At 65.2% G+C, this 14,112-nt stretch carries 9 protein-coding genes; 4 read left to right on the plus strand and 5 right to left on the minus strand.

Features of this window, described 5'->3' with window-relative positions:
* The first annotated feature begins 263 nt into the window (after positions 1-263).
* Positions 264-2,459 (plus strand): thiamine pyrophosphate-dependent enzyme, encoded by a 2,196-nt coding sequence (locus ACZ5MJ_RS31140; protein WP_464224884.1) that lies wholly within the window; start codon positions 264-266, stop codon positions 2,457-2,459.
* Between the two features lie 16 nt (positions 2,460-2,475).
* The gene (locus tag ACZ5MJ_RS31145) at positions 2,476-3,972 is read left to right on the plus strand and encodes an indolepyruvate oxidoreductase subunit beta family protein (RefSeq protein WP_464224886.1); all 1,497 of its coding nucleotides are present in this window, start codon (positions 2,476-2,478) and stop codon (positions 3,970-3,972) included.
* An 85-nt stretch (positions 3,973-4,057) separates the two neighbouring features.
* On the opposite strand, the gene ACZ5MJ_RS31150 is transcribed toward ACZ5MJ_RS31145, so the two are convergent.
* The 5 genes from ACZ5MJ_RS31150 to ACZ5MJ_RS31170 all read right to left on the minus strand — a co-directional run bounded on the left by ACZ5MJ_RS31150 (position 4,058) and on the right by ACZ5MJ_RS31170 (position 9,545).
* On the minus strand, positions 4,058-4,828 hold the full coding sequence (locus tag ACZ5MJ_RS31150; RefSeq protein ID WP_464224888.1) for a cyclase family protein: 771 nt from the start codon (positions 4,826-4,828) through the stop codon (positions 4,058-4,060).
* A 96-nt stretch (positions 4,829-4,924) separates the two neighbouring features.
* Entirely contained in the window at positions 4,925-5,233 is a 309-nt protein-coding gene (locus ACZ5MJ_RS31155) for a Zn-ribbon domain-containing OB-fold protein (protein WP_464224890.1), read from the minus strand.
* Positions 5,230-6,399: a thiolase family protein gene (locus tag ACZ5MJ_RS31160; protein ID WP_464224892.1), complete on the minus strand. Its 1,170-nt coding sequence runs from the start codon at positions 6,397-6,399 to the stop codon at positions 5,230-5,232. Before ACZ5MJ_RS31160 ends, ACZ5MJ_RS31155 begins: the two co-directional genes overlap by 4 nt.
* Before the next feature lie 35 nt (positions 6,400-6,434).
* Entirely contained in the window at positions 6,435-7,778 is a 1,344-nt protein-coding gene (locus ACZ5MJ_RS31165; protein ID WP_464224894.1) for an MFS transporter, read from the minus strand.
* A gap of 135 nt (positions 7,779-7,913) precedes the next feature.
* On the minus strand, positions 7,914-9,545 hold the full coding sequence (locus ACZ5MJ_RS31170) for an ATP-dependent acyl-CoA ligase (protein ID WP_464224895.1): 1,632 nt from the start codon (positions 9,543-9,545) through the stop codon (positions 7,914-7,916).
* Positions 9,546-9,631: 86 nt separating this feature from the next.
* Here ACZ5MJ_RS31170 and ACZ5MJ_RS31175 point away from each other — a divergent pair, with 86 nt between their 5' ends.
* The gene (locus tag ACZ5MJ_RS31175) at positions 9,632-10,537 is read left to right on the plus strand and encodes a LysR family transcriptional regulator (RefSeq protein ID WP_464224897.1); all 906 of its coding nucleotides are present in this window, start codon (positions 9,632-9,634) and stop codon (positions 10,535-10,537) included.
* Between the two features lie 135 nt (positions 10,538-10,672).
* Positions 10,673-14,086, plus strand: coding sequence for an adenylate/guanylate cyclase domain-containing protein (locus tag ACZ5MJ_RS31180; protein WP_464224899.1), 3,414 nt, complete (start codon positions 10,673-10,675; stop codon positions 14,084-14,086).
* Positions 14,087-14,112 lie beyond the last annotated feature (26 nt).

A 14,112-nucleotide genomic window follows, 5' to 3' on the forward strand; every position in this document is an offset into this window, starting at 1 on the left:
ATAATGGCAATGAATTTGACTGATGTTTGGCCTGAACCTATACTGGGCTCCATCCGGAGAAGGCGAGTGCAGGTCATCCTCAGCTACGGAGATCCAACGGAAATGCTGGTTGGCTTCCCCACGGCATAGGCACCCCAATGCCGTATCACTGTGCCCGCACCCTGACCACAAATCCGACTTGCAAAAGTATCCAAAGTTGAAGCGTACGGGTCAGGCGCAGTACGCCTGAGCGGTACCCGGCAACGCATCCTGAAGGAAGGGCCATGGCAGAGCGGTCATTTGTCGAAGAAGTGAAAAAGCTGCGCCTTGGCGCTGGCGAAGTCTTCAGTGGAGAAGGCATTCTGGCAGTGACCAAGGCGCTGCTGGAATCCGGCGTGGCCTACGTGGCCGGATACCAAGGCTCGCCAATCTCGCACCTGATGGATGTGCTCGCGGACGCGCAAGACATCCTTGCCGAGCACGGCATCCGCTTTGAGAACAGTGCGAGCGAAGCCACGGCGGCCGCTTCGCTGGCGGCATCGGTCAACTACCCGCTGCGCGGCGCGGTGACCTTCAAGGCCACGGTCGGGACTAACGTGGCGTCCGACGCGCTGGCCAACCTGGCCTCGGGCGGCGTGACCGGCGGTGCGTTGGTCATAGTCGGCGAGGACTACGGCGAGGGCTCGTCGATCATGCAGGAGCGCAGCCACGCCTTCGCGATGAAGTCGCAGATGTGGCTGCTCGACCCGCGCCCGAACCTGCCGTGCATCGTACAGGCGGTCAAGGATGGTTTCGACCTGTCCGAAGCTTCCAACACGCCCGTGATGCTTCAGTTGCGTGTGCGTTCCTGCCATGTGCACGGCCGGTTCGTCGCCGCCGACAACCGCCGCTCGGCGTTCTCTATCCAGGACGCGCTGGAGAACCCCAAACGCGACGTGAACCGCATCGTGCTGCCGCCCGCGAGCTTCCTGCACGAGCACGAGAAGATCAGGCAGCGCTGGCCGGCAGCCGTGAAGTTCATCGAGGAGCGCAAGCTCAACGAGTTCTCCGATGGCGAGATGTCCGACATCGGCATCGCCGTGCAGGGCGGCGGCTATAACACGTTGATCCGCGCGCTGGAGCAACTCGGCTTGTCCGATGTTTTCGGCGAATCAAAGATTCCACTATACGTGATGAACGTGGCGTATCCGCTGATCGAGTCGGAGTGGGTGCGCTTCTGCGCGGGCAAGCGCGCCGTCTTGGTATTGGAAGAGGGCCAGCCCAACTTCATCGAGCAGAACGCCGCCAGTATCCTGCGCGTGGCAGGCACCACCGCCACGCTGCACGGCAAGGACCTGCTGCCGCTGGCCGGCGAGTACAACACCGCCACCGTGCTCAGGGGCCTGCGTGCTTTCCTGGAACAGTACGGAAAAATCGAGCCGCAACCGGAGCCGGCCCCGGCGCGCAGGGTGATCCCGCTGGTGCAGGCCACCGCCGCCACCGTCGATGGCGTGGCCGCCGAGCTGCCGGAACCGCAGAAGCTGGTCGACGAGAGCGTGCATGCGCGCCCGCCCGGCTTCTGTACCGGCTGCCCGGAGCGCCCGATCTTCACCGCGATGAAACTGGTCGAGCGCGAGATCGGCGAGCACCACGTGAGCGCCGACATTGGCTGCCATCTGTTCTCGATCCTGCCGCCGTTCAACCTGGGCAATACCACCATGGGCTACGGCCTTGGCAGCGCCAGCGCCGCGGCGCTGAACGCGCCCGCCGGCAAGCGCGCCATCTCCGTGATGGGCGACGGCGGGTTCTGGCATAACGGGCTGACCAGCGGCATCGCCAACGCGGTGTTCAACAAGAGCGACAACCTGACCATCGTGGTCGACAACAGCTACACGTCTGCCACCGGCGGGCAGGATATCCTCTCGTCCACCGCGCACAACGATACGCGCAGCACCGGCCATGGCATCGAAGAGGCCGTGCGCGGCGTGGGCGTCAAGTGGGTGCGCACCATTCGCCGCACCTATGACCTGAAGGCGATGAAGGCCGCCCTCAAGGAGGCGCTGACCACCGGCGCCAGGGGCCCCAAGGTGCTGATCGCGCAGAGCGAATGTATGCTGAACAAGCAGCGCCGCGAAAAGCCCAAGGTCCGCAAGGCGGTCGCCGACGGCCAGCGCGTGGTGCGCGAGCGCTTCGGCGTGGATTCGGACACGTGCACCGGCGACCACTCCTGCATCCGCCTCTCCGGCTGCCCGTCGCTGAGCATCAAGCCCAACCCCGACGCGCTGCGCACTGACCCGGTGGCAGCCGTACTCGACAGCTGCGTGGGCTGTGGCCTGTGCGGCGAGGTCTCGCATGCCGCCGTACTGTGTCCGTCGTTCTATCGCGCGCAGATCGTCACCAACCCCACCCGCTGGGACAAGCTGGGCCAGCGCCTGCGCAACGCGGTGATCGGCTGGCTGCAGGCGCGCGACGCCGCGCGCCGCGCCCGTTACGCCTTCTGAACCGGGAGATCCGAGCATGTTCAACGCAAAACCGATCAAGCTCGCCATCCTCGCCATGGGCGGCGAAGGCGGCGGCGTACTGGCCGACTGGATCGTGGATCTGGGCGAGCACAACGGCTACATAGCCCAGACCACATCGGTGCCGGGCGTGGCCCAGCGTACCGGCGCCACCATCTACTATGTCGAGCTGTTTCCGCGCGACGTGGCCGAGCATGCCGGCCGCCAGCCGGTGCTGGCGCTGATGCCGACTCCCGGCGATGTCGACGTGGTACTTGCCTCCGAGCTGATGGAAGCCGGCCGCGCCGTGCAGCGGGGTCTGGTGACGCCGGACCGCACCACGTTGCTCTCGTCCACTCACCGCGTGTACTCGATCGCCGAGAAGTCTGCGATGGGCGACGGCCGCGTCGACAGCAACGAGCTCATCGCTCATGCCAGCAAGGCAGCCAGGCGCTATGTGCGCTTCGACATGGCGCGGGAAGCCGAGGCCAACGGCAGCGTGATCAGCGCCGTGCTGTTCGGCGCGCTCGCTGGCACCGGCGTACTGCCATTCAGCCGGGCCCAGTTCGAGGCGACCATCGAGCGCGGCGGCGTGGGCGTGAAATCCAGCCTGCGCGCCTTCGGCGCCGCCTTTGCCAGAGCCGGTGCAGGCGATGCCCCGGCCGAAGCGACCAGGGCCGCGCCCGCCATCGACCCGAAGCACACGAGCGTCGCGCAGGTGCTACAGCGCGCCCGCGACGAGCAGCCTGCCGGGATCCTGCAGGTAGTGATCGAAGGCGTGCGCCGCATGATCGATTACCAGGATGTGGCCTATGCCAGCCTCTACCTGGACCGCATGGCCGCCGCGCGGCGTGCATTGGCGCCGGATGACATCGCGCTCTTGCGCGAAACCGCGCGCCACCTGGCGTTGTGGATGTCATATGAAGACACCATCCGGGTTGCGGACCTCAAGACCCGCGGCTCGCGCTTTGCTCGCGTGCGCGACGAGGTCCATGCCGGCAGTGACCAGCTGCTGGCGATCAATGAGTTCATGCACCCGCGCCTTGAGGAGATCTGCGAGACGCTGCCAGCCGGACTCGGCCGCTGGCTGATGAAGCCGCATTTCCTGCACCATCTGGTGCGCCGCTTCACGCGATCCGGCCGTGTCGTCACCACCAGCTCGCTGCGCGGCTACCTGATGCTGTGGGCAGTCGCGCGCCTGCGCGCCATCCGCCGCCGCACGCTGCGCTACGCGCTGGAGACCGAACGCATCGAAGGCTGGCTCAGCCAGGTACGGGACACCGCGCGTATCAACCCGGCGCTGGCGCTGGAAGTGGTGCAGTGCCAGCGTCTGGTCAAGGGCTACAGCGATACTCACCTACGCGGCCTGACCAACTACCAGACGCTGATGGGCGCCGTCGCGCGCGCTGGCGCCAGGCTGGCGCCAGCCACGCTGCGCGAACTGCGCGAGGCGGCGCTGGCTGATGAACACGGCAAGACTCTGCGCGCACTGCTGGCCTACCACGCGCTGGCCTGAGCCGGCGAAAAGATCGGGTTCAGTTCAAGTCCGGGGCGTGCACCGGTGACACGGACGCCCCGGTGCAGCCTGCCGGCATCCGGCGTCACGCCTCGATCAAGGCAAGCACCCGGCACGGACTACCCGAACCGCGCCGGATCTTGAGTGGCGGGGTGACCAGCACCGCACCGGTCGGCGGCAATTTATCCAGGTTGACCAGGCTTGCCAGACCGAACTTGTTGTTGCCATGCATGTTGGAATGGCAGGGGAAGGGGTGCTTGAAGGCGTAAGCCTGTCCCGCATCGGTGCCGACGGCTTCCGTTCCCCAGCCAATCACATCGCGCTCCCTGGCGAGAAATGCCGGCAAATCAGGATGACCGCCGGGCGTGTGTCCGCCGTCCTCCCGGATATTCAGGAAGTCGGCCGGATCGGTGCGCAGCGACCAGTCGGTGCGCATCAGCACCCACGAACCCGCCGGGATGCGGCCATGCCGCGCTTCCCATTGCTCGACGCGCTCGATGGTCAGAAGGTAATCGGGATTCTCGCGGACTTCCGCCGAGACATCGATCACGCACGCCGGCGCAAGCAACTTCTGCACGTCGATGGTATCCGTCGCGTTGTTCGGAAAGTCCTTGCCGGTGATCCAGTGAACCGGCGCGTCGAAATGCGTGCCGGTATGCTCGCCGCACGAAATGTTGTTCCAGTACCAGGCTGGCCCGCGATCGTCGAAGTTCGAGATCTCTTCCAGCCGGAAGGGCGCGCTCTGCCCGAACTGCGGCGGCAGAGGAATGATCGGTGTGCGTGGATGCAAGGTCTGGCTCAGGTCTACCACGCGAATCGCACCGCTTTGCAGTGCTTGTGCAAACTCTACTAGCATCTTGGTACTTCCTCCCTAAGGTTGCCCACAGACTGCGTTTTGCCTCGCTCGTCCGCTTTCATGTGTCCGCAAAGCGCGTGATGGCGCGCGCCCGATTCATGCACGGGCATGACGGGCTAGTACGCGCATCGCGTCGTCCAGTTCCAGCAAGACCGCGTCACCCGCGTGCATGGCGCCATCGAGGCGCGCAATCACCACAGGACCGGCCGTCGTCCTGACCGTTGCCAGATGCACGTCTTCGCCCGGCTGCGCGCCGAGTCGATGGCGTACCACCGTTGTCTCCTCGATCGTGCCGGCTTCGGTGACTTGCTCTTCCCAGTCCGCCGCGCCGCAGTGCGGGCAACGATAGCGCGCGGGAAAATGCACCGTACCGCATTGCCGGCAATGAAAAACGGTTAGTTTCATCTTGCGCCCTCGCTCACGCTCTCGAGCACTACCGCGTTGGCGCACATGCCAAAGCGATACTCGACCATGCCGTAGCCGCTCACGGCCGCCAGCCGTGCCCCCGCCACCTGCCGAGCGCCGGCAGCGCCGCGCAACTGGATAATCGCCTCGACCAGGCCATGCATGCCGCCAGCGGCGCCCGCCTGGCCGGCAGACAACTGGCCGCCCGAGGTATTCACCGGCAATTCGTGCGCGGCGATGCGTGCAATCAGGCCACGCTGATCCCCGTCCGGAGCGAATCCGAGATCGGCCAGCTGCACTAACGCCATGACCGGGTAATCGTCATACACCGAGACCAGATCCATGTCCTGCGGACCGGCGCCGGCGCCCCGCCACAGGACGTCTGCGAGCGCGGCAAGCCCGGTCTGCAAGCCGTCACCGGCCTGATGATCGAGGTTGTAGCGGCATTCCAACGCCCGTACGCGTACCGCGGGGCCTGCCTGGCGCACCAGGTCGGCGCGAGCCACGATCACCGCATTCGCGCCGCAGACCACCGGCACGCAATCGAAGCGCCCGAGCGGATCGGCCACCATCGGCGCAGCGAGGTACTCGTCGAGCGTGAGTGGGGTGCGGTACACCGCGCCAGGGTTACGCGCTGCCCAGGCCCGCTGCGTCACGCACACCGCTCCGTAGTCGTCTCGTGTCAGGCCGTAACGACGTGCATGCCGTTGCGTCAGCATCGCGAACACGCTGTTCGGGCCACCGTTTTCGAGCGGCCTCAGGTAGGTGCGGGTCGTGACGTTGTAGTTCTCGACCAGCTGCCTGAAATCGGCTGGCGTAAAGCGATCGCCGCTCAGCAGGGCGATCACCGATGCGTCGCCGTGCTGGATTGCCCGCACCGCGTGTTGCAGCATATTGATCGCGCTGGCGCCCCCATGGCAATCGTCCATGCACCAGCGCGGACTAAGGCCAAGCCGCCAGGCCATATCGATCGCGTGATCGGGCGCCAACGTGAATGACGCCACGCCGAGACCGTCGATCTCGCGCGCGCTGAAGCCGGACTGGGCAAGCGCGGTGTCGAACGCTCGGGCCAGCAGGTCCGCGGTGCTCTCGTGCGGTGCCTGGCGGCGGTATGGCACTTCCACGCCAGCCGCCAGGATCGCGTTGTCAAAATTGCTGTTTGGCATTCAGTGAGTTTCCTGCGTAGCGGGTTGCCATTCGTTCATCGGGCTTTCCGGCGAGCGGTCTCATGCGTGAACAGCAGGGAAATCACGGTAATCGCCCCCATGCCGACCAGCATCCAGGCAACCGGCGTCGCGGACTGATAGCGCGACAGCAGGGCAGTCGCTACCAGCGGCGCGAGGCCGCCGGCAAACACCGAAGCCAGTTCGTGACCCAGCGCCATGCCGGAGTAGCGCACTTCCGTGCTGAACAGTTCGCCCATCAGGCTCGGTTGTGTGCCGATCATCGCGCCGTGGCACAAGGGGTTGGCAAGCAGGAAGGCGAGCCAGATCCATTCGGGCGTGCGGGTGTCGAGCAACCAGAAGAAGGGGAAGGCGGCAACCATCAGGCCCAGGGCGCCGATCATGTAAACCGGCTTGCGGCCGATGCGGTCCGACAGCTTGCCCCAGAGCAACATGGCGGCCAGTTCGACGCACATCGATGCCATCACGCCCGCCAGGACGATCTGGTTCGAGATCCCGATGAACTTGGCATACACCAGCGCAAAGGCGAGGAAGATGTAGGAACCGCCGTTTTCCGCCACCCGCAAGCCCATCGCCATCAGGATCTCCCTGGGATGCTTGCGAATGACCTCCAGTACCGGCAAGTGCGCCTTGCGGCCAGCGGCCGCGGCTTTGGCGAATTCCGTGCTCTCGGGCAAGGTCGAGCGGATGTAGACGCCCACGCCGAAGATCAGGATGCTGGCCAGGAACGGCAGGCGCCAGCCCCAGCTCATGAAGTCGGCTTTGGGCAAGGCCTGCACCGCGAAGAATGCCACCGATGACAGCACAAAGCCGCCGCCGACGCCCAACTGGCTCCACGAAGCGTAGTAGCCGCGCTTCTCGGGCGGCGCGCTCTCGCTGATCATCAGCACACCGCCACCCCACTCTCCGCCAGACGCAATCCCCTGCAGCAGGCGCAGCAGCACCAGCAAGGCGGGGGCCCACAGTCCGATCTGGGCATAGGTTGGCAGCAAGCCGATCAGGAAGGTAGCGACGCCCATGATCGACAGCGTCCACACGAGCGCGCCCTTGCGCCCGTAGCGGTCGCCGATATGGCCGAACAGAATGCCGCCGAACGGCCGCGCGGCAAAGCCGACCGCAAAGCCGGCGAAGGCCGCCAACGTGCCGACCAGCGGGTCGCTGCCCGGGGGAAAGAACAGCTCGCCGAACACCAGTGCCGCGGCTGTGCCGTATAAGAAGAAGTCATACCATTCGAGCGCGTTGCCGGCCACCAACGCGATGACGATACGGCGCAACGCTTTGGCGTCGACCGGCTGGGATGAGGCCACCCCCGCTTGCGCGCCGTAGTCTGTAGCGGTTGATAGAGTTGGCGTGCTGGCCATGCCGGTCTCCTGGATACCTGGATGGATGCGTTTGCTGCTGCAGGTTGCATCGCCCATGGTGCGGCGTGGCGTGCATCCTCTTATTTCTTGATGGGATGGCGAGCGGGCTTCGTGAGGACCGCTCGCAGCGCGACCTTATGAGCGCTTGAGCCGGTATCCGGACGCATCCAGATCCCAGGTCAGTTCTGTGATGCCGCGTTCGCGCAGCTTGTACTTCTGGATCTTGCCGTTCTCGGTTTTCGGCAGATCGCGGGCAAATTCGAGATATCGCGGCACGGCAAAATAAGGCAGGCGCGGTTCGCAGTAACGGATCAGCTCCAGCGGATCGAGTCGTGCATCGTCGCGCACGACGATCATCGCCATGACCTCGTCCTCGGCAAGCGAGGAGCGCACGGCATACACTGCCGCGGTCTCGACTGCCGGATGGGCGAGGATGACCTGCTCGACTTCAAAGGACGAGATATTCTCGCCGCGGCGGCGTATCGCGTCCTTCTGGCGATCGACGAAGCGAAAGTAGCCATCGGCCTCGCGCACGACGCGGTCGCCGGTGTGGAACCACAGGTTGCGCCAGGCTTCCACCGTCTTTTCCGGCATGCCAAAATAGCCGCTGGCAAACGCAAACGGCTCGCTGGCCCGCAAGGTCAGTTCGCCAGGCTCGCCGTCCGCAACCGGCTGGTCGACGTCGTTCACCACGCGCGCCTCGAAACCGGGGACCACCCGGCCCATATAGCCGGGGCGTTGGCGCTCGATGCCGCCACCAATGGCAAAGTTGGTTTCGGTCGAACCGTAGCCATCGAGCAGGGCGATGCCGCAGCGCGACGTGAAAGCTTCCTGAAACTGGGCCGGCACGCCAGGTGCCAAGGCAATGCGGACGTTGTGCTCGCGCTCGGCTGCCGTGACTTCCCGGCCGAGCAGGATCGGAACCATCGCGCCCAGCACGTAGGTCACGGTGGCGCGCGTCGCCACCAGGGCATCGAAGAAGCCGCTCGCGGAAAAACGGCGGTCTACCACCAGCTCGGCGTCATGGAGCAATGCCTGATACCAGCTATTGAGCGCATTGGTGTGGAACAGCGGCAGGCAGGTGTAGAGCACATCCCCCTCGCGAAGCCCGAGATGATTTCCCGTATAGCGCCCCCACCAATAAAACTGCGCATGTGGGCAAATCACGCCCTTGGACAGCCCAGAAGTGCCCGACGTGTACAGAATGGCCAGCGGGTCGCTGTCGGCCAGCGCCGCTGCCTCAAGCGCGGCACCGGGCGGCGGCATCGGCATTGACCGCCACCGGGATGGCACCGGCGTTTCGTCCGACGTTTCCTGCGATCGCTCGCCGATCAGCCAGATTTGCTCGAGTGCGAGCGCCTGGGCATCGAGCGCTGCCACCGCGCTGACCAGATGCGGCTCGGCCACCAGCAGGCGCGCACCGGAATTCTTCAGGATGTGTTCGAGCTGCAGACCGCGCGAGGCGGTATTGATCGGCACCACCACCGCGCCCAGCCAGGCGCAGCCGAGCACAATCTCCATGAACTCGGCCCGGTTCGAACACATCAGGGCCACCCGGTCGCCGCGAGCGACGCCCTGGGCCGCCAGGCTGCCGGCACGGCGCGCTGCCACGGCACAGGCATCGTTGGCAGTCCAGCGCGTCTGCCGGTCCGAGAACAGCGCCGAGTCACCCTGCCGCGCGGCACGCGCGGCCAGCAGTGCCGGCAATGTGTATTGACTCGCCAGGCCAGCTTCCACGCTGTCAAAATGCTTCACACTTGTCTCCATCGCACCACGTAATCATTCGTGTGAGGCCCAGTATAGGATCGGGTAATATATACGTCAAATTGATCCAGATTATCTTCTGAATAAGTATGACTGATTTCAATAGCATCGATTTGAACCTGATGCGCGTCTTCCAGGTGATCCTCGAAGAGCGCAGCCTCACCCGCGCCGGCAATCGCCTGGGGCTCTCGCAGCCTGCCATCAGTTATGCGTTGGGGCGCCTGCGCACATTGTTCGACGATCCGCTTTTCGTGCGCACCCCCGAGGGCATGCTGCCCACGCCCACCGCGCAACAACTCGCGCAGCCGGTAGGGCGCGCCATCTCGTCGATCCGCGAGGCCCTGCGCCACACGGAACATTTCGACCCCGGCACCAGCGAACGGGTATTTCGCCTTTCCATGACCGACATCGGAGAACAGGTCTTCCTGCCCCCGTTATGCGAAAAGCTGCAGCAGGTCGCGCCGCAAACGCAACTGGAAGTCAGGCAGGTGCCGGTGGCTCAGGTGGAAGAAACCTTGCGGCTTGGTCAGCTCGATTTCGCCATCGGCAATCTGCCCGCGCTCAGGCCGGTAACACGATATGCGCTGCTGTTTCATGAAGACTACGTGTGCATGACACGCAAGCGCCCCGGGCTGCCGGCGCGCAGCCTGTCCGCGGAGCGTTTTCTCGAACTCTCCCATATCGCGGTGGCGCCAAGCGAAAGCAGTCACCGCAATATCGACGACTCGCTGCGGGCCGCCGGCCTGCAGCGGCGTATCGCGCTTCAGGTGCCGCATTTCACCGTGACGCCCCAGATCCTGCAGCGCACCGACTGGATGGTCACGCTGCCGCGACGCGTGGCGCAAGCGTTCAACCAGCACGGGCAGTTCGCCGTCTATCCATTGCCGGCCAAGATTCCCGAGGTCGAAGTCACGGTGCACTGGCATGAAAGCTTCGACAATGACGAGGGTAACCAGTGGCTGCGAGAACAGATCATCGAGACCTTGAGAGAGTAGGCAGGGCAGAGCAGCGCCCCAAGTGCGCCGCGCAACGCTCAGCCCGATCCGGGCGATCATGCCGAGACGCGCCGGTCTTGCGATGAAAGGCAATGGGGCGTTTAATTTACCCGGAGGAAGTCCGGGGAGGCTCCCATGGCGCGCTGCACAATTTGCGGGTTCGAGAATGCCATTGGCGCCAATTTTTGTGAGCAATGCGGCAACCGGCTGGCGCGCCTCTGCGCGCGCTGTGGCCACGAACTGAGCCCGGCGGCGCGCTTCTGCAACGCTTGCGGCGAGCCTGTCAGCGAAATGCCGCAAGCCTCGTCCGCCGCCCCTGTTCATTACACCCCACCGCACCTGGCCGAGCGCATCCGGGCCGAGCAGGCAGCACTGGAAGCCCGCGGAGAGACCGCCGGCGAACGCAAGACCATCACCGTGCTGTTTGCCGACATGGCGGGCTCGACCGCCCTGATCCACGACCGGGACCCGGAAGAGGCGAACCGCCTGATTACCCCCGTCATCGAGCTGATGATGGAAGCCGTGCATTACTACGAGGGCTACGTAGCCAAGTCGTTGGGCGATGGCGTCCTCGCGCTGTTCGGCGCACCCATTGCCCATGAGGACCATACCCAGCGGGCGCTGTACGCGGCGCTGCGCATGCAGGAGGCGATGCGCCGGCACAGCGACCGGCTGCGGCTGGAGCAGGGCATCTCGCTGCAGATCCGGGTGGGCGTCCACACGGGCGAGGTAGTCGTGCGCTCGATCCGCAAGGACGACCTGCACACCGACTATGACCCGGTGGGGCACACGATCCACATTGCCGCGCGGATGGAGACGATGGCCGCGCCCTCGTCCATTCTCGTGAGCGAATCCGCCCACAAGCTCGCGCAGGGGTACTTCGAGTTCAAGGCGCTGGGAGACGCCCAGGTCAAAGGCATCCCCGAGCCGCTCGCGGTCTATGAAGTGCTTGGTCTCGGGGCATTGCGCACGCGCTTGCAAGTAGCTGCGCACCGCGGCCTGGCCCGCTTCGTGGGCCGTGAAGCCGAACTGGAGGCGCTGCACCTGGCGCTGGACCAGTCCACCGCCGGACACGGGCAGATCGTCGCGGTGGCGGGGGAGGCCGGGGTCGGCAAGTCGCGGCTGTTCCACGAGTTCAAGGCGCACTCGCAGGGCGGCTGCCTGGTGCTGGAGACCTTCTCGGTGTCGCATGGCAAAGCCTTTGCGTATTTGCCGCTCATCGAACTCATGAGGAATTATTTCCAGCTCACTGCCCAGGACGACAAGCGGCGCTGCCACGAAAAAGTCGCGGGCAAGATCGTCACGCTGGAGCGCAGTCTCGAAGACGTCATGCCCTACCTGCTGTATCTGCTGGGCATCAGCGAGCTCGGCTCGGCGCTGGCGGACATGGGCGCCAGCCTCCGGCGCGAGCGCACGTTCGAGGCCATCACGCGCCTGCTGGTGCAAGAGAGCCTCAATCAGCCCGTCGAGTTGCTGTTCGAGGACCTTCAGTGGCTGGACAGCGAGACCGAAGCCTTTCTCGCTTACTTCATCGAGCGAATGGCGCAGGCCCGGATTCTGCTGCTGGTGAACTACCGCCCCGAGTACCAGTGCGCGTGGGGGCGCAAGGACAATGGCACGGCATTGCGGCTCGACCCCCTCGGTCCGGCCGAGGCGCAAGGCTTGCTTGGCGACTTGCTGGGCAATGACCCCAGCCTCGCGCCGCTCAGGCAGCTCGTCCTGGAAAAAACCGAGGGCAATCCCTTTTTCATGGAGGAGGTCGTCCAGACCCTCGCCGAGGAAAAGGCGCTGCTCGGTGAACCCGGCCATTACCGTATCGAAAAGATCCCGGCCGCGCTGCATATTCCGACCACGGTACAGGGCGTGCTCGCGGCGCGCATGGACCGGCTGCCCCTCGCGCAGAAGGAACTGCTGCAGACCCTGGCCGTGATTGGCAAAGAATTCCCCTTGAGCCTGATCCGGCAGGTCACCGGGCAGTCGGAGGAGCACCTCTATCCACTGCTGGCCGGCCTGCAGGCCGGAGAGTTTATCTACGGGCGGCCGGCGTTCCCGGAAGTCGAGTATGCGTTCAAGCACGCCCTCACCCAGGAAGTCGCAGGCCACTCTCTGCTCTCGGAACAGCGCGGCGCGTTGCATGAGCGCACAGGCCGGGCCATCGAGATCCTCTTCCGGCATCACTTGAGAGACCACTGCAGCGAACTGGCACATCACTACAGTCTCAGCGGCAACATCCCCAAGGCGGTGGAGTACCTGCATTGCGCCGGGCGCCAGGCCATTGAGCGTTCGGCGCATCTTGACGCCATCCGTCACCTGAGTACGGCGCTGGAGCTGCTCAAGCGCCTGCCCGACGCGCCCGAGCGCGCGCGCCGGGATCTTGCCTTGCGTGTCACCCTTGGCCCCGCCTTGATTGCTGCGAGAGGTTATGCGTCGTCGGAGGTGGAGGCCAACTATGCCCGAGCCCTGACCTTGTGCGAACACAGTGGTGACACCCCGCAGCTATTCCAGGTGAAGTTGGGATTGCGCACATTCTATTCACTTCGTGCGCAGCATCACACGGCGTATGAATTAGGGGAGGCGCTGCTCGGGCTGGCCGAGAACGCGCAAGACCCGGTGCTGCTCGAACACGCGCATATTGCGCTGGGAGGATCCTCGCTCTTTCTGGGCAAGTTCCACCAGGCCCGGTCGCACCTGGAGCGCGGGCTTGCGTACTATGACCCTGAACGGCGTCAGGCCCATGACGCACTCTATGAGATGGACCATGGGGTCCGTGGCCTCTGCCTTCTGGGATGGGTCTTTTGGCTGCAGGGCTTTCCGGCTCAGGCCAGCAAGGCTGCCCAAGACGCGCTGGCGCTGGCCCGCAGGCTTTCTCATCCTTTCAGCCTTGCACTCGGCCTGGCCTTTGCCGCCGAATTGCATCAGTTGCGGCATGAGGTACAACTGGCCCGGGAGTGCGCCGACGCTACCATCACGCTCTCGACCGAGCAAGGATTTCCGTTCTGGCTCGCATGGGGAACCATTTTGCGGGGTTGGGCGCTGGCCGAGCAGGGGAGCAGTGAGGAGGGCATTGCCCAGATACGCCAGGGTCTGGCCGCCTACCAGGACACGGGCGCCGAGCTGGGGCGGCCTTATTTCCAGGCCCTGCTTGCCCAGACCTACCAGAACGCCGGCCAGGCGCAGGCGGGACTGGACGTGCTGGCTAACGCGCTGGCCACGGTCGGCAACACGGGGGAACGTTTCTTTGAAGCGGAGTTGCATCGGCTCCAGGCGGAACTGCTTCTCCATCGCCCGGACGGGGCCGCTGACCGCGAAGCGGCGGCAGCGTGCTTGCATCGGTCCATCGCCATCGCGCGCCAGCAAGGCGCGAAGTCGCCAGAGCTGCGCGCGGCGCTGGGTCTGGCTCGGCTGTGGCAAGACCAGGACAAGGCGGACGCAGCGTGGCAGATGCTGGCCGGCGTGCATGCGTCCTTCACGGAAGGGCTTGACACCGCTGAGTGGCAGGAGGCCAGGGCACTGCTGGATGCAGCGCGACCATCCGGCCAGCGCGACTGAGAAGCGCAGGCCCGCAGCGTCAAGGG

This window comes from Cupriavidus sp. LA-1 (assembly GCF_055385985.1).